Below are 15,091 nucleotides of genomic sequence, written 5' to 3'. Positions count from 1 at the left end.
CGGCGATGATCGCGGCGGTGCGTACCATGTGTGTCCCCTCGCGCAGGTCCGCGCTCTCATGGCGGCGCGGTCGCGGGGGAGAGTAGGGCGCCGGAGCCGTGTGTCAAAACGGCGCCTTAGCCGCCCCCGCCGCCTTCGCCTTCACCGTCCTGCTGCGGCTCTTCGGACGGACGTTCACGACGCCGGTCGAGCAGGCCGCGCAAAAGGCGCTGGGCCGGATTCTGGTCCTCGGCGGTCTCTTCCTCGTTGCGGTTTCCGCCCAGAGCGTTCAGGAGCGCATCGCCTGCGGCTTCTTCCAGCGAGCGGCCTTCGCCGAGCGCGCGGCCGACATCGCCGCCGATGAGATCGCCGGCGCGGGCGCGCAGGAGATCGCGGGCGACCTGTTCGAAATCGATGGAGACCGAGACGTCGTTGAACCCACCCTGAAGCCGGACCGGCACGGCGAGGCCCTGAAGGTTCAAATCGCCGCCCTGACCGGTGATCGAGCTGACCGCACGCGGGGTGAGCCGGTAGTCGATACGCTGTTCGGCGAGGTTCACCGCGCCCTGCCCCTGAACCCTCAGAAGCGGGCTCAGCATGGAGAGATCGGGGTTCTGCGCGACGCCGTTACGGATCGCGACCGTGCCGGTCAGCGCGGTGAAATCGGTCTCCGCGCTGTCGGCGAATCCAGAAGGCAGGGAGCCGGTCTCCACCGCCTGCTGCACGGTGCGGATCACCTGGGCGAGATTGACGCCCACCAGCGCGCCGTCGGCGAAGCTGAACGCGCCCTCGCCGGACAAGGACTGCATGATCGCCGCCGGGCTCGCGCCGTTCGCGGTGAGATCGAGATTGACCGCGCCGATCCCGCGCAGCCGGTCGAACCCGGCCGCCGCCTCAAGGAAGGGCAGCGCGTCCAGCGCGTCGATGCGCGCGTCCAGCGCGAAGCTCGGCGTGTCGCGCGAGGCGTCGAGCCGGGCGAGCACCCGGCCTGCGCCTTCGTAAAGCGAGAACCGGCTCATGTCCGCGGTCAGTCGGCCGTTCTGAAGGGTGAGGTCGATATCGATGTCGCGCGCCTCGATGTCGCGCGCCTTGAAGCGGGCCGCCGCGATGTCGAGATCGGCGTCGATCGTCCTGAGCGGTGAAAAGTCGATGCGCTCGTCGCTCCACTCGCTGACGCCCTCGTTTCCGCTCGAGCCTGCGGCGCTGTCGGCGGGGATGTAGGGCGTGACGTCGAGCATCGGCGTGCGCAGCGCGCCGGTGATCAGCGGCCGCACCCGGTCATGGCGCAGGACCAGATCGCCCGCCGCTTCGAGATCGTCGAGCCGGACCTGCGCGCCGTCGAGCCTGAGCACGCCCGGCGCGCCGGCGACCGCGGCGCGGGCGGTGAAGGTGCGGAAGACCTCCCCTTCGGGCAGATCCGCGCCGAGATAGCGGCCCAGCGGGCGCAAGGGCAGGGCGATGTCGGCCCGGCCAGAGAAATCGAGCGTCTCGCTCTCGAGGAAGCGCCCGTCGAAGCTGATGTCGGCCAGCGCGCCCACCAGCTCGATCGTGACCGGCGTCTCCGCGCCCTCGAAAAAGCCGCGCAGCGAGCCGAGCCCGGCTTCGAACCGCATCGGGAAGCCGTCCGCGTCGAACGCGCCCTCGATGGCGATCGGCGCGTCGACCGAGGTCATGGACAGCGCGACGTCGAGCCCCTCGATGCGGCGGTCCTGACCGTCGGCGGTGTAGAGCACCGTGCCGTTCTCGATGCGCACGTCGCCGAAGCTCGCCTCGAAGGGAAGCGCGCCGGGGCGGCGGAGGAAGCCTTCCTCGCTGCCGGTCGCAGGCGCGGCGCCGTCAGACGGCGCGCCGAGCGTCCAGTTGTTCGCCGCGCCGCGGCTTTCAAGCCGGATGACCGGATCGACCAGCACGAACTCGTCGATCACCACGTTGCGCGACAGAAGCGGGCCGAGCTGAACGGCCAGCCGCAACTCGTTCATCTGCGCGAAGGGCTCGGCGGAGAAGCCTTCTGCGTTGGCCACGCGCGCATCCCTGGCGGTGATCTCCGCGCGCGGCAGCAGCCGCAGCCCGATATCGCCGGCGAGCACGACCTCCCGGCCCAGCGCCTCGCTCGCCGCCCGCTCGGCGCGCTCGCGCAGCACCGTGTCGGAGATCAGCGAAGGAAGCACCAGCGCAACGCCGATCAGGACGAAGGCCAAGACGAGAAAGACGATCAGAATGCGGCGCATGCAGAACACTCCCACCACGCATCGAGCCGAGCGTAACGGTGACGTCAGCTTATCGGCGTGTCAGAATGATGGCCTCGACGGCGCGCCGCGTTAAGCCCTGAGCGCGCCGCAACGGGGAAAAATCGGGAACCGCGCGCCCGGACGTGTGCTTAACCGCATGACACGAGGCGAAGCGGGCCGAACAGAGAGGCTGGGACGATGACGATCAAGCTATCACAAGACCAACTCGATACGCTGCCGCGGGTGGATATGGGCCGGCGCCAGCTTCTGCGCGGCCTGGCGGCGGGCACGGTCATCCCGCTCGGCCTTTCCGGCTGCGCCAGCGGCGGCTTCGCCGAGGCGCTGGTCTCCGACCAGCAGATCCTGCAGGCCTCCTCCATGGCCTGGCAGGAGGCGCTGTCAGAGCAGCCCGTCAGCCGCGATCCGGCCCTGCGCCGCCGCGTCGAGCGCGTCGGCCAGCGGATCGTGCCGGCCTCGGGGCTCACCCAGTACGAATGGGAGTTCGTGGTCTTCGATTCCGACACCCAGAACGCCTGGGTCTTGCCCGGCGGCAAGGTCGCCTTCTATCGCGGCATTCTCGAGACCATGGCGAACGACGACCAGCTGGCGACCGTGATGGGCCACGAGGTGGGTCACCTTGCGCGCAACCACGCCGCAGAGCGCGCCCGCCGTCAGGCGACCGCCGGGGTGGGCCTGGGCATCGCCAACATCGCGCTGGGCGGGGCGGGGGTCGAGAACCCCGAAGCCTGGTCGCGCATCCTGGGGACCGGCGTCGTCTACGGCGTCATCCTTCCTTACTCGCGCGAGCACGAGCTCGAAGCCGACCGGCTCGGCATCGATTACATGGAGCGCGCGGGCTACGATCCGATCGAGGCGCTGCGCTTCTGGACCAACAAGGCCCAGGCCGCCGCGCAGGCCGGCCAGTCCGGACCGCCGGAGTTTTCCTCCACCCACCCCTCGGACCGCACGCGCATCGCCCAGCTCGTCGAAATCCTGCGCAACAAGGGCTATCAGGTCGGCTGAACCCCGGCCCGGCGTGCGGGTGCGATAGCCCGCACGCGCCGTCTTGCAAGAGCCCTTCGGCGGAGCTAGGTTCCGCGCCCTGTCGAGCGGGCCCCCGCGCCCGTCCTCGACCGTGCCGATGGCGCGCCGCCTTAGCTCAGTTGGTTAGAGCGCTAGATTGTGGATCTAGAGGTCCCCCGTTCGAACCGGGGAGGCGGTACCATCGGGATGCGCCCGCTCTCGCCCCGGGCCGTGACTCGCATCAAAGCTCCGCCGACACGAAGCGGCCCGCCGTGTCTTGCCGAAATCGCGTGCCGTGCTAGCGTGCGAATGGGATTTATTCGCATCGCGGGCCGGCGATCATGCAGCTTTCCGGACGCAGCGTTTTCGCCGCCGCTTTGCTGGGGCTTTCCAGTCCTGCGCTCGGCCAGGACGCGCCGGACGCGGGCGCGCGGCCCACGGGCGCGGTCGAGATCGAACAGCCGCCGCTCGTTCCTCATCCCGATCTGGGGTTCTCCCTGCCGCCGGGCTTCCGCGCGACGGTGTTCAATCAGGGTGTTGAAGAGCAGCGCTTTTTCGACGTCAGCTCCGAGGGCGTGCTCTACGTCATCAAGCGCGATCGCGGCTGGTTCGGACCGGGGATCGTCGCGCTGAAGGACACTGACGGCGACGGCGTCGCCGATCTCGAAGAGCGGTTCGGCGGGTTCGAAGGCTCCAATGTCGAGGTTCATATCGACGCCGAAGGCCAGGAATGGCTCTACGCTTCATCGCGGACCGAAGTTTATCGCTGGGCGCTCAAGCCGGGCGATCTGACGCCTTCGGGGCGGCGCGAACGCATCGTGCACGGCTTTCTGAACAACGGCCGGGAGCACCCCTGGAAGCCGATGGCGTTCGATAATGACGGCAATCTCTACGTCATGGTCGGCGCGCCCTCGAACGCCTGCATGGAGCAGCGCCGCACCAAGGGCTCTCCAGGCCAGCGCCCGTGCCCGCAGCTCGAGCGCCAGGCCGGCATCTGGCGCTTCGATGCGGCCACGCCGAACCAGCATCAGAACGACGGCGAGCGCTGGGCGACCGGCGTACGCAACATGCTCGAGATCGTCTGGAGCGAGGAGCATGGCGGGCTGTTCGGCGCGAGCCACGGGCGGGACTTCCTGCACCGGTACTTCCCTGAACACTTCACCCCCCGTGACGACGCCGAACTGCCCAGCGAGGAATTTCATCTCATCCGCGAGGGCGACGATCTGGGCTGGCCGTACACGTATTACGACCACGAGGTCGGCGAAGTGCGGACCAACCCCGAATACGAGCCGCCCGACCATCCCACGCCGGGGCGTAACCGCTCCGAGGAAGGCAAGCAGCCCTTCTACGGCTTTCCCGGTCACTGGGCGCCGTTCGGCTCGGAGATCCTGCAAGGCCCGTCGGATTTTCCTGACATCTGGCGGCGCGGGGTGTTCGTCGTGTTCAAGGGCGGCTGGGGGCGCGACCCGTTTCCGCCGCAATCGGGCTACCGGGTCGTGTTCGTGCCCGCCCATGAGGGCCAGCTCGCCGCAGAACCTGTCGTCTTCGCAGACGATTTCGAGGGCGTCCGGCCGGCGGACTATCCCGCCGATCTGCCGTTTCCGACCTCGCGTTACGACGGCGCGCACTCGCCGCAGGGGATCGCGTTCGGGCCTGACGGGGCGATGTATCTGGGCGACCAGAAGCAGCTGAAGATCTGGCGGATCACCTATGAAGGCGATGCTGTGGCCGAAGCCGATCTCAGGGCTTTGGCCGATCGCGCCGCGCGGCGGGTCAGCCTCGACCCCAGCCCGGTCGGGCCGTATGCGACCGGGCTGACGCTCGCCTCGCTGGCGATGGACGCGCCGCTGGGCGAGCGGCTCTACGCCCTGCACTGCGCCGCCTGTCACCAGCGCGACGGGCGCGGCGTGCCCGGCTTCGCACCCAGTCTTCACGACTCCCGCCTGCTGGCCGGCCGGCCGGTCGACCTCGCCTTCGCGGTGCTCTACGGCCTTCCCGAAAGCGGGACCTGGGCCAACGTCATGCCCGCCTACGCCGACACGCTGGACGACGACGAACTCGCCGCGCTCTTGAACTGGTCGCGCGCGCGCTTCACCGACGGCTCGGCGATGAGCGATGCGGACGTGGCGAGCGCGCGCGAGCGCGGGGCTCGGTGAGGGGGATGGAGAACCGCGCGTCCGGCGCGGTTTTCCACAACCGGGTCGCGGTCGAGGCCCGGCGCGGGCTTTCTAAAAGGTTAACGACTCGGTCATCATTCCTGCACGGTCGGCGTCAGCGAGTCGGCTGGAACGGGGAGGGCGGCATGGCGCGCCTGCAGGATCAGGGACGGACGACGTTCGTCATTCTCGACGACGATCCGATCTACACCGAAGCCGACGTGACGGCGCTGTGCGCGCGTCACCGCATCGATGAAAGCCGGCGCGGGGCGCTCTGGCGCACGCTGGAAGAGGCGGGCCGCGCCTGGCAGGACCGGCGGCGGCTGCAATCGCAGCCCGCCAAGCTCGCGCGCATCCGTCAGGATCTCAGGCTCGGCCGGCAGCTCGCCTGCCAGCTCGCCGAGATCGTCCCCGAGACCGGTCAGGTCGGCGCGGACCGCGGCAGCGTGGCGCTGAGCCGACGGCATCTGTCCGCGCTGCGCGAAGGCGAGCGCAAGGCCGGGGCGGGCCGCTCGGCGTGTGCGCGCCTCGATGAGGTGCGCGCGACGATCGACTGGCTGGCCGAGGTCTATGAGGCGGCGCTTGAAAGCTGCACGCGGGCCGGCGAGGACGCCGACCAGCGCTGGCGCGCGCAGATGACGGAATTCTGGACCCGCACGCTCGCGCGGTCCTGGACCGGCGGCGGCGAGGCGGACGGCGAGCGCTTCCTTGCAGACTGCAAGGCGCCGCTCGAACGCGGCGAAGCGGCTGAAGGCCCGCCCGTCACCGCCGTAGCGGTGGCCGGCGCCTAGCCTTCGGCTTCGCGGGCGGCGTTCTGCTCGGCGGCGCGCTGTTCTGCGGCTTCCATCGAGTCCACCTCGACCACGGTGTCGATCGCGCAGCGCCAGCCGTCATCGGGGATGACGTACTCCACCATGGGCGGGCAAAGCCGGACATTGTCGGCGAAACTCACCCCGATCTGGGCGCCGAAGCTCATGCCTGAACAGCGCGAGCGGGTCGTCACCAGATAATAACGGCTCGCGCCGCCTGTGAGCACCAGATGGCGGTCGTCGATGACCTGATAGCCGTTCACGCCGCGCAGCGTCACGCATTCGGTCTCCTGCGCCGCGGACGGCGCGGCGGCGGCCAGCCCTGCGGCTGCGGCCAGAAGGAGTGCGGGAACAGTCTTCGCCATGGGAATGGCCTTCCATTGCCTCTATGTGTGCCTCAACGCCCTTCCGGCCCTTCGGTTCGAAAGCACGCATGCACGGCTCTAATATAGCAACGAAAGCCCCGCTTCGCATCGCGGTGGCCGGCGCAGGCGCAGCCGGGCTGTTCTGTGCGCTCAGATTGCTGGACGCCGGCCACGAGGTGGTGATCGCCGATCCGGCCGAGCCTGGGCGCGGCGCTTTGGCCGCTTCGGGCGGCATGCTCGCAGGCGGGTTCGAAGCGATCGCCGAGACCGCCGAGGATCACGCGCTCGCCGAGGCTTTCGCAGGGCTGGCGGACCGGGCGGCCTCGCTTTGGGCGGAGCGCGCGGTCAGGATCGGCGGTTCGAGCGACGCTTTGGGCTATGAGCGCAAGGGCTCGCTCGTGCCGGCGTTTTCTGCAGAGCAGAGCGAACGCCTCGCCGTGCTGCTCGATCGCGCGCGCCGGCTGGGCGTGACCGCGCGGCGGCTCACCGCAGAGGAGGTGGCGGCGAGCGAGCCCGGCCTCGCGCCGACGCTCGGCGGTCTCGAATTTCCCGGCGACGGGCAGGTGGACAATCGCGCGCTCGGCCCGGCGCTGGCCGACGCGGTGCGGCTCGCGGGCGGGGACATCCTCAAAGCGCGCGTGGTGAAGCTTCAGACCTTCGCAGGCCGCGTGACGGGCCTGGCGCTCGACGACGGCCGGGAGATCGGCGCCGACCTCGTCGTGCTCGCCACCGGGGCGGACGGAATCGAGGGCGCGCCGGACACCGTCCGCATGGTCCCGGTCAAGGGCCAGATGGCCGCCTTCGCGGCGGGCCGGCCGATCGCGCCGAACCGGATCGTGCGCGGCTTTTCGATCTATCTCGCCGCCAAGCCCGGAGGCCGGCTTTTCGCCGGCGCGACCAGCGAGCCGGGCGAGGCGAGCCTGGACACCGACGACGCAGCGATCGAGCGTCTGGTCGAGGCCGCCCGCGCGGTGGCGCCCGGGCTCGCCGCGGTGCCGGTGCTCGAACGCTGGGCGGGGCTCAGACCGATGTCGGCGGACGCCATGCCGGTGATCGGGGAGGCCGCGCCGGGACTGATCGCGGCGACCGGCGCTTACAGGAACGGCGTGCTTCTCGCGCCTGCGATCGCAGAGGCGGTCGAAGCGATCGCCAGAACGGGGGATGCGCCGGACTGGGCCGCGCCGTTCTCTCCGGCCCGGCCTGCGCTGGCTGCGGTTGTCGCGCACGGTTAACCGAAGATTATCGAGGGCGAGGCGAGGCTGCTGGAAGGCAACCGATTCGGGTCCCCATGTCAGAGATCGCCTCAGCCGCCGACACCAGCTTCTCGCCGCGCCGCGTGATCGAGGCCGCCGCGCGCGCCACCGGCGCGGACTTCGACTATCTGATGCGCACCGCGCAGCGCGAGAGCAATTTCGACCCCGGCGCGAAGGCGCGCACCTCCACCGCTTCGGGGCTCTTCCAGTTCATCGAGCAGACCTGGCTGGGCATGCTGTCGCGCCACGGCGCAAAGCACGGCCATGCCGAGCTCGCCAAGTCCATCGAACGCGGGGCTGACGGCCGGTTCGACATCGCCGACCCCGCGCTGCGCCAGGCCGCGCTCGATCTGCGCTTCGATCCTGAAGCGGCCGCCGCCATGGCCGGCGAGCTGGCCGCTGAAAACGCCGAGCGCCTGCGCGCTTCGATCGGCCGCGAGCCGACGTCCGGAGAGCTTTACGCCGCCCATTTCCTGGGCGCGGGCGGCGCGGCGCGTCTGATCAACGCGGTGCAGGCCGATCCCGGCGTACGCGCCGACACCCTGTTTCCAGAAGCGGCTGCGGCGAACCGGCCGGTTTTCCGCCCCGGCGGACGGCCTGTCACCGCGGCTGAATTGCTGGCCCGTCTCACCGGCGAGGCAGGGCCCGTCGAGGCGCCGGAAACCGTCGCGCTCGCGCGCGCGGCGGCCGAGGCCGTCGCGAAATCGCCTGACGTCCAGGCGGGCGGTTACAAGCCGTTCGGAGCCGGGGCAGGGGTGCTGACCCCGGCGCTGGTGGAACTGCTCGCTTCGCTCGACGCGCCCGACCCGGCGCGCCGCAAAGGGTGAACGAGCCGCTAAGCCTTCCGCTCAAGCGGGCGTTAACACCTCGGGCGCACCCTCAGTCCAGCGCCAGACCGCAAGGAACTCGCCGATGTCCGTGACCGCCCTCCGCGCCCGCCTGAGCCAGGCCGACATCGCCCGGCTCATCGACCAGACCGATCCCGACGCCCGCGCGCTGGCCGCGCGCAAGGTCTGCGCCCGCTTCGCCTCGGACGAGCTGTCGGACGCCGAACGCGCGATCGGCGCGGAGATCGTGCGCGTGCTCGCGCGCGACGCCGCCGAAATGGTTCGCCGCGCGCTGGCGGTGACGCTGCAGCGTTCGCCGCATCTGCCGGCGGACGTCGCCCGGCACCTGATCGCCGACGTCGACAGCGTCGCGGTGCCGGTGATCGCCGGCTCGCCTGTGCTCGAGGACGCCGACCTGGTCGCCCTGATCGGCGAGGCGGCGACATCGCGGCAGATCGCAGTCGCCTCGCGCGAGACGCTGTCTGAAAAAGTGGTCGACGCGATCGTCGAACGCGGCGCGCCAGAAGCGGTCTCAACCGCTGCGGCCAATGACGGCGCCCGGTTCAACGAGACGAGCTACGACGCCGCGATCCGGCGCTTCACCGACCGGCCCGACGTGCTCGAACGCTTCATCGAGCGCAGCGCGCTGCCGCTGTCGGTCACCGAAAAGCTGATCTCAAAGATTTCCGACGAGGCGATCTCCCGGCTGGTGCATCGCCACGCTCTGCCCGCGTCGCTGGCGGTCGAGCTCGCCGAAGGCGCCCGCGAGCGCGCCACGGTGGATCTGGTCGAGCAGGCCGGGCTCAGCCCCGATCCGCGCCGCTTCGTCCAGCAGCTGCAGATGAGCGGCCGGCTGACGCCCTCGCTGATGCTGCGCGCGCTGTTCCGCGGCCATATGGCCTTCTTCGAGCATTGCATCGCCGAGCTGGCGGAGATCGATCACGCCAAGGCCTGGCTTCTGGTCCACGACGCCGGCCCGCTGGGGCTGGACGCGGTGTTCCGCCGGGCCGGGCTGCCCGAGCGCATCCTGCCGGCGGTGAGGGCGGGGATTGACGCCTGGCGCTCGCTGGAGATCGGGCCGGGCGGGGCGCGGGACATCGTTCTCTTCCGGCGGCGGCTGGCGGAACGGGTGTTCACCCAGTTCCAGGGCGCGCCGGAGAGCGAGCTCGACTACATCCTCGATCGTCTGGACATGGACGCCGCCGCGCTCGCCACCGAACGCCGCGGCGCGGCCTGAGGCCGCTTCGCCGCTATTTCCGCTCGCCGACCAGAGCGACCACGCGCGTTTCCAGCTCCTCGGCGAGCTGAGCGCCGATCGGGTCTTTCTCGTCGCGGATGTTCTGGATGATCGCCGCGCGGATCGCGCCGACATGGGCTTCGACCAGGCTCATCGGCACGCGGCCGCGATCCTCTTCGGTCTCGATCAGCTTGGACAGCGAGGCTGCGATCCGGGTGATGATCGGAAACTCGTAGGTCGTGCCCAGCCCGCGCAGATCGTGCGCGGTGGTGAACAGGGCCTCGCCCGCCTCGCTTTGCAGCCCGTCGGTCTTGGCCGACTTCATCCAGGCTTCGAGCTTGGCGACTTCCTCGCCCAGCCAGTCGGCGAATTCGGTCTTGAGATTGTTGAGCGCGGTCTCTGCGCGCTGGATCATGGCCTGGTCCGCACTGGGCAGCTTGCCGCCGACCTTCACCTTCAACATGTTGGGCGGGTTGATGATTTCGATCGGTTTTTCACGCGGGGCCATGTCGGTCTCCAGGCGGTTTCGTTACGAGATCGGGGCGTCGACGCGCCGTTCGGGTCCGGAGAAGTCGATCTCCGAACGCCGCCGGTCGGGGCCGAAAAACATCTTGGTGCGCACGAAGGGGCGCGGGGCGTTCACGATCGCCGCGATGCGCCTGTAGAGCGCCTCGGCGGCGAAGGGTTTGACCATGAATTCGGTGACGCCCGCGTCGCGCGCCTCGCGCACCTTGGATGGCTCGGCGTAGGCGGTCAGCATGATGATCGGCAGGAACGGGTTCGGGCTCTTCTCTGGATCGCGCAGGCGGCGCACCAGAGCCAGCCCGTCCACGGGGCGCATCTTCCAGTCCACGATGAGGATGTCGATCCGCTCGGCGGCCACGATGTTGAGCGCGCTCTTGGCGTCGGACGCTTCGTACACGTTCGTGCAGCCCAGAGAGGACAGCACCGCGCGCACGATGCCGCGCATGGCCGCGTTGTCGTCGACGACGGCGACGCGCAGCTTGCTCATGGCGTGATCGACTTGCGCTTCAGCGCCCATCGGAGGGTTCCCTCGCAGCTTTCCAGCTGCGGCGACCCTAGGGAAATTTGCTTAATGGGCGGCTAAACGCGCGGTCATTCGGTCGCGAACTGCTCGACCAGGATGCGTTCGTCCAAAGCCCGGCCTTCGTCGAACAGCATGGTGAGCGTGATGTCGGAGGCCTCGCACACCGTGACGGTCTCCGCGTCGCGGAACTCCTTGTTGTCGGCGACGACGGCGACGGGGCGCTTGCGCGGCTCGAGCACGTCGAAGCGCACGGTGCTGGAATGGCGCAGCAGCGCGCCGCGCCAGCGGCGGGGGCGGAAAGCGCTGATCGGGGTGAGGGCGAGAAGCCGCGCGTCCAGAGGCAGGATCGGCCCGTGGGCGGAGAAGTTATACGCCGTCGAGCCGGCGGGCGTGGCCACCAGCACCCCGTCGGCGGACAGCTCTTCAAGCCGCACCTTGCCGTCGATGCTGATCTTAATCTTCGCGGTCTGCCGGGTTTCGCGCAGAAGCGAGACCTCGTTGATCGCCAGGCTCTCAAAGGTCTGTCCGTCACAGGCCCGCCCGACCGCGCGCAGCGGCCGGATCTGCGCTTTCTCGGCGCGGGAGAGCCGATCGGGCAGATCCTCGCCGTCCGGCTCGTTCATCAGAAATCCGACAGAGCCGTAATTGACGCCGTAGACCGGCAGGTTGCGTCCCATCACGGCGTGCAGGGCGTCGAGCATCACCCCGTCGCCGCCCAGCGCGATCAGCACGTCCGCTTCGGCGAGCGGGGCTTCCCCGTAGCGGTCGGCCAGCCGCGCCTTGGCGGCCCGGGCGTCGTCGCGGTCTGCGACATGGTAGGCGAATTTCATGGGCGGGTTCCGCGAGGGCCTGTGCGGCGGGAAAGGTCAGTGGATTGAACCGCCTGCGCCCAGCCGGTGCAAGGCCCGCCGCGCGTCGTCGCGCGAAAACCCGGCATACACCTCCTCGCAGGCCTTCGCGAGGGAGGCGGGGTCGAGCGCATGTCCGCGGCCGGCCTCGGCCATCGCCGCATAGAGCGCGGCGGCGCGTTCGGCGGACAGCGCGACCGATCGCGACAGCAGGAGCGTGGCGCGGACCGGGGAGCGTTCGAGCGCGCGCCGCCAGTCTTCGACCGGCACCCCGGACAGCCGCGAGGCGGCCTGATCGGTGAAGGCCATGTTCGCCTTCTGCGCGGCTGTGACCAGATCGGCCGCCGAGAGCCGCCCCTGACGGGCGAGGCTCGCCACCAGCTCTGCGGCTTCGAGATCGCCGGATCGCGGCGCGGCGTCGGGGACCGTATCCTCTATGCGATCCGCTGGAAGGTCGGGCCAGCGCGTCCGCAGCGTCTGCCGGACGGTTTCAGCGGCGACGGCGTAAATCGCCCGTGCGAACCCGGCGCTGAGATCGCCACGCCCGGCCAGCGCGTCCTGCAGGGCCTGGTCGGCGCGGGCGACGGCGGCGAAATCGCGCGCCGCGCCTTCGCTGAGGCGCGCGCCGGCGTTGGCGGCGAGGATGTGCAGGCAGTCAGGTTCGCGATGCCGCGCGATGGCGCAGGTCAGCCCGGCGGGCACGGTCTTTCGGCGCGCCAGGGCGATGCGCTGCTCGCGGCCGAGATCGGCGAGCGATTCGAGGTCGGCCCCGCCCAGAACCAGCGAGCGCTCGAGTACGGGCCGGGCGATCTCGATATCGTCAAAGGCCAGAAAACGGATCGTTTCGGGCGGCGCCCAGTCGCAATCGGCCAGCCGCGACGCGGCCTTGGCCCGGACCGAGGCCAGCGCGGCGGCGAGGAACGTCTTCAGACTTTCGTCGATTTCCGTGCGAACGCCTTCAGGTAAGCGCCGCAAGGTGCAAAGATGGGTGAGCTTGAGCGCCTTCTCTCCCGCGCGCAGGACGGGATCGGCGATTGAGCGCGGCGGCTCTGCAAGGTCGTCGATCATGGGTCGCCCCGTGGTCCAGACAGAAGGCAACTGGTCAGCCATCCTGCGCGTCTTATGGTTATCAAAGCTTTAGCGGCCGTTCGGGCCGAAACCGGAGCCTCGACCATGCCCAAGGACGTCGTTCGTCAGGATGCGGCCGCGCTCAGAGCGCGCTTCGACGCGGTGCGTGCGCGGTCGGTGGCCTGGGCCGCGCCGCTGAGCGCGGAGGATTTGTGCGTTCAGACGATGGCCGACGTCTCGCCCGGCAAATGGCATCTGGCGCACACGACCTGGTTCTGGGAGACGTTTTTGCTCAAGCCCGGGCTCGACGGTTACGCCGAGTTCGATCCGCGCTTCTGCTTTCTGTTCAACTCGTACTACGAGGCGATCGGCGAACGGCACGCCCGGCCCGAGCGCGGCTTTCTCACCCGGCCGTCGATCGAGGAGGTGCTGGCCTATCGCAGCCATGTCGACGGTGCGGTGCGGCGCTGGTTCGAAAAGGCCGGCGCGAGCGCGCTGAAAGCCTACGCCGAGGTCGTCCTGACCGGCTTCGCCCACGAAGAGCAGCATCAGGAGCTGTTCCTGACCGACATCAAGCATGTCCTGTCGGCCAACAGCTTTCCCGAGACGGCGTACAAGGAGGGGGCGCTGAGCGCGGTGGCGGAGCTGACGGCCCGCCCGCCCGATCCGGACTGGGTCGCTTACGAAGGCGGTCTCTGCGAGTTCGGCCACGCCCATGAGGGCTTCGCCTTCGACAATGAAGGCCCCGCCCACAAGGCCTGGCTCGAACCCTTCGCCCTGGCGTCCCGGCCTGTCAGCAACGCGGAATATCTCGCCTTTATCGAGGATGGCGGTTACGAGCGGCCTGAATTCTGGCTCGCCGACGGCTGGGCCGAAGTGCAGGAGCGCGGCCGCCGCGCGCCGTTCTACTGGCGCGAGATCGAGGACGGCTGGCGCGAGTTCACCCTGCACGGGCTCGAGCCGATCGATCCGGACGCGCCGGTGAGCCATGTCGATTATTTCGAGGCGAGCGCGTTCGCGGCCTGGTCGGGCTTCCGCTTGCCCGAGGAACGTGAGTGGGAGCGCGCGGCGGCGAGCTACGACGCCGAGGCCGGGCGCTGGACCGCGCCGGGCGCGCGCCTGCATCCCACGCCTGCAGACGGGCCGGGGCCGCTTTACGGCCTGTTCGGCGAGGTCTGGGAATGGACCCGGTCGGCCTATTCGCCCTATCCGGGCTACCGCGCGCCCACCGGCGCGATCGGGGAGTACAACGGCAAATTCATGTGCGGGCAGTTCGTGCTGCGCGGCGGCTCGGCCCTGACCCAGCCGGGCCATGTGCGCGCAAGCTATCGGAATTTTTTCTATCCCGGTTCGCAATGGCAGATGACCGGGCTGAGGCTTGCGCGGGACGTTTGACGGACGGCCTGCGAACCGCGATCCTCGTTCGCAAATCCGATTGGCCCGCAAGGGAGGACCGTCATGGAAGACGCCGCGAACATCTCCGTCAAAGACCAGGTCAGCGAAGAGGAGTGGAAGGCGCGCTGCGATCTCGCCGCGCTTTACCGGCTGGTGCGCATGCACGGCTGGGACGATCTGTTCTTCACCCACATCTCCATGCGCGTGCCGGGGCCTGACGAGCACTTTCTGATCAACCCGTTCGGCCTGCTCTACGAGGACGTGACCGCGTCCAACATGGTCAAGGTGGATCTGGACGGGAACGTGCTGCCGCCCAGCCGCTACGGCATCAACCCGGCGGGCTTCACCATCCATTCCGCGATCCATGCCGCCCGGCACGACGCGAAGGTGGCGATGCACCTTCACACCAATGACGGGGTGGCGGTGTCCGCCCAGAAGCGCGGGCTCCTGCCGATCAGCCAGCTCGCCATGAACATCATGAGCGACGTGGCCTACCACGACTACGAAGGCCTTGCCCTCGAAGAGGGCGAGAAGGCGCGGCTGGTCGCCGATCTCGGCGAGAAGAACCTGATGATCCTGCGCAATCACGGCACGCTGGCCGTCGGGAACCACCCGTTCAGCTGCTATCTGCGCATGTACCTGCTCGAGCGCGCCTGCGCGGTGCAGACCAAGGCCCAGGGTTCCGGCGCGGAGCTGATCGAGTGGGACGAGGCGATGCAGAACCGGGTGTTCAAGCAGGGCTCCGAAGGCGTCACCAACGAGCTGTTCCTGGAGATCGCCTGGCACGCCCTGCGCGACCGGGTGAACCGCGAGAGCCCGGGCTACGATCGCTGATATAGCCTCAAAGGCGAAATC

14 protein-coding genes and 1 tRNA gene are annotated in these 15,091 nt (G+C 69.4%); 9 read left to right on the top strand and 6 right to left on the bottom strand.

Going from position 1 to position 15,091, the window contains the following annotated elements:
* Positions 1-116 precede the first annotated feature (116 nt).
* Positions 117-2,207 carry an AsmA family protein gene (locus tag ABL308_14100; GenBank protein XBQ16073.1) on the bottom strand — a complete coding sequence of 697 codons (2,091 nt, stop codon included), beginning with the start codon at positions 2,205-2,207 and terminating at the stop codon, positions 117-119.
* Positions 2,208-2,405: 198 nt separating this feature from the next.
* Here ABL308_14100 and ABL308_14095 point away from each other — a divergent pair, with 198 nt between their 5' ends.
* The 4 genes from ABL308_14095 (at position 2,406) to ABL308_14080 (ending at position 6,177) form a co-directional block, all read left to right on the top strand.
* Positions 2,406-3,230: a M48 family metallopeptidase gene (locus ABL308_14095; GenBank protein ID XBQ16072.1), complete on the top strand. Its 825-nt coding sequence runs from the start codon at positions 2,406-2,408 to the stop codon at positions 3,228-3,230.
* Between the two features lie 125 nt (positions 3,231-3,355).
* Positions 3,356-3,432: transfer RNA gene (locus tag ABL308_14090), tRNA-His, on the top strand.
* Positions 3,433-3,571: 139 nt separating this feature from the next.
* Complete coding sequence (locus ABL308_14085) at positions 3,572-5,386, top strand: c-type cytochrome (protein XBQ16071.1); 1,815 nt, start codon at positions 3,572-3,574, stop codon at positions 5,384-5,386.
* 146 nt (positions 5,387-5,532) lie between these two features.
* Complete coding sequence (locus ABL308_14080) at positions 5,533-6,177, top strand: hypothetical protein (protein ID XBQ16070.1); 645 nt, start codon at positions 5,533-5,535, stop codon at positions 6,175-6,177.
* On the opposite strand, the gene ABL308_14075 is transcribed toward ABL308_14080, so the two are convergent.
* Positions 6,174-6,560, bottom strand: a complete 387-nt coding sequence (locus ABL308_14075; protein XBQ16069.1) for a DUF6491 family protein — start codon at positions 6,558-6,560, stop codon at positions 6,174-6,176. The genes ABL308_14080 and ABL308_14075 overlap by 4 nt on opposite strands.
* Before the next feature lie 68 nt (positions 6,561-6,628).
* Here ABL308_14075 and ABL308_14070 point away from each other — a divergent pair, with 68 nt between their 5' ends.
* From ABL308_14070 to ABL308_14060, 3 genes are all read left to right on the top strand, one after another.
* Positions 6,629-7,792 carry an FAD-dependent oxidoreductase gene (locus ABL308_14070; GenBank protein XBQ16068.1) on the top strand — a complete coding sequence of 388 codons (1,164 nt, stop codon included), beginning with the start codon at positions 6,629-6,631 and terminating at the stop codon, positions 7,790-7,792.
* A gap of 56 nt (positions 7,793-7,848) precedes the next feature.
* Positions 7,849-8,640, top strand: a complete 792-nt coding sequence (locus ABL308_14065) for a transglycosylase SLT domain-containing protein (GenBank protein ID XBQ16067.1) — start codon at positions 7,849-7,851, stop codon at positions 8,638-8,640.
* A gap of 85 nt (positions 8,641-8,725) precedes the next feature.
* Positions 8,726-9,877: a DUF2336 domain-containing protein gene (locus ABL308_14060; protein XBQ16066.1), complete on the top strand. Its 1,152-nt coding sequence runs from the start codon at positions 8,726-8,728 to the stop codon at positions 9,875-9,877.
* A gap of 13 nt (positions 9,878-9,890) precedes the next feature.
* Here the strand turns inward: ABL308_14060 and ABL308_14055 are convergent, their stop codons facing one another.
* The 4 genes from ABL308_14055 to ABL308_14040 all read right to left on the bottom strand — a co-directional run bounded on the left by ABL308_14055 (position 9,891) and on the right by ABL308_14040 (position 12,841).
* A complete protein-coding gene (locus tag ABL308_14055) occupies positions 9,891-10,385 on the bottom strand; it encodes an Hpt domain-containing protein (protein ID XBQ16065.1) in 495 nt (164 codons plus the stop codon).
* 21 nt (positions 10,386-10,406) lie between these two features.
* Positions 10,407-10,919, bottom strand: coding sequence for a response regulator (locus ABL308_14050; GenBank protein XBQ16064.1), 513 nt, complete (start codon positions 10,917-10,919; stop codon positions 10,407-10,409).
* Positions 10,920-10,993: 74 nt separating this feature from the next.
* Positions 10,994-11,755, bottom strand: a complete 762-nt coding sequence (locus tag ABL308_14045) for an NAD kinase (protein XBQ16063.1) — start codon at positions 11,753-11,755, stop codon at positions 10,994-10,996.
* 36 nt (positions 11,756-11,791) lie between these two features.
* Positions 11,792-12,841, bottom strand: a complete 1,050-nt coding sequence (locus tag ABL308_14040; protein ID XBQ16062.1) for a DUF2336 domain-containing protein — start codon at positions 12,839-12,841, stop codon at positions 11,792-11,794.
* A gap of 105 nt (positions 12,842-12,946) precedes the next feature.
* Between ABL308_14040 and egtB the strand changes: the two genes are divergently transcribed.
* Together egtB and ABL308_14030 are read left to right on the top strand one after the other, a co-directional pair.
* Complete coding sequence (gene egtB, locus ABL308_14035) at positions 12,947-14,236, top strand: ergothioneine biosynthesis protein EgtB (protein XBQ16061.1); 1,290 nt, start codon at positions 12,947-12,949, stop codon at positions 14,234-14,236.
* 63 nt (positions 14,237-14,299) lie between these two features.
* Positions 14,300-15,070, top strand: coding sequence for a class II aldolase/adducin family protein (locus tag ABL308_14030; GenBank protein XBQ16060.1), 771 nt, complete (start codon positions 14,300-14,302; stop codon positions 15,068-15,070).
* The last annotated feature ends 21 nt before the right edge of the window (positions 15,071-15,091 follow it).

It is taken from the genome of Oceanicaulis sp. (genome assembly GCA_040112665.1).
In the GTDB taxonomy this organism is placed as follows: Bacteria; Pseudomonadota; Alphaproteobacteria; order Caulobacterales; family Maricaulaceae; genus Oceanicaulis.
Note: the sequence above shows the minus strand (reverse complement) of the source record. Positions and strands in the feature narration are given on the sequence as shown.

Bases quoted from the DNA above. Each gene is read 5' to 3' on its own strand.
- ABL308_14030 (XBQ16060.1), top strand. From the start codon at position 14,300: ATGGAAGACGCCGCGAACATCTCCGTCAAAGACCAGGTCAGCGAAGAG.
- ABL308_14040 (XBQ16062.1), bottom strand. From the start codon at position 12,841: ATGATCGACGACCTTGCAGAGCCGCCGCGCTCAATCGCCGATCCCGTC.
- ABL308_14070 (XBQ16068.1), top strand. From the start codon at position 6,629: ATGCACGGCTCTAATATAGCAACGAAAGCCCCGCTTCGCATCGCGGTG.
- ABL308_14095 (XBQ16072.1), top strand. From the start codon at position 2,406: ATGACGATCAAGCTATCACAAGACCAACTCGATACGCTGCCGCGGGTG.
- ABL308_14075 (XBQ16069.1), bottom strand. From the start codon at position 6,560: ATGGCGAAGACTGTTCCCGCACTCCTTCTGGCCGCAGCCGCAGGGCTG.
- ABL308_14085 (XBQ16071.1), top strand. From the start codon at position 3,572: ATGCAGCTTTCCGGACGCAGCGTTTTCGCCGCCGCTTTGCTGGGGCTT.
- ABL308_14065 (XBQ16067.1), top strand. From the start codon at position 7,849: ATGTCAGAGATCGCCTCAGCCGCCGACACCAGCTTCTCGCCGCGCCGC.
- ABL308_14080 (XBQ16070.1), top strand. From the start codon at position 5,533: ATGGCGCGCCTGCAGGATCAGGGACGGACGACGTTCGTCATTCTCGAC.
- ABL308_14050 (XBQ16064.1), bottom strand. From the start codon at position 10,919: ATGGGCGCTGAAGCGCAAGTCGATCACGCCATGAGCAAGCTGCGCGTC.
- ABL308_14055 (XBQ16065.1), bottom strand. From the start codon at position 10,385: ATGGCCCCGCGTGAAAAACCGATCGAAATCATCAACCCGCCCAACATG.
- egtB (XBQ16061.1), top strand. From the start codon at position 12,947: ATGCCCAAGGACGTCGTTCGTCAGGATGCGGCCGCGCTCAGAGCGCGC.
- ABL308_14100 (XBQ16073.1), bottom strand. From the start codon at position 2,207: ATGCGCCGCATTCTGATCGTCTTTCTCGTCTTGGCCTTCGTCCTGATC.
- ABL308_14045 (XBQ16063.1), bottom strand. From the start codon at position 11,755: ATGAAATTCGCCTACCATGTCGCAGACCGCGACGACGCCCGGGCCGCC.
- ABL308_14060 (XBQ16066.1), top strand. From the start codon at position 8,726: ATGTCCGTGACCGCCCTCCGCGCCCGCCTGAGCCAGGCCGACATCGCC.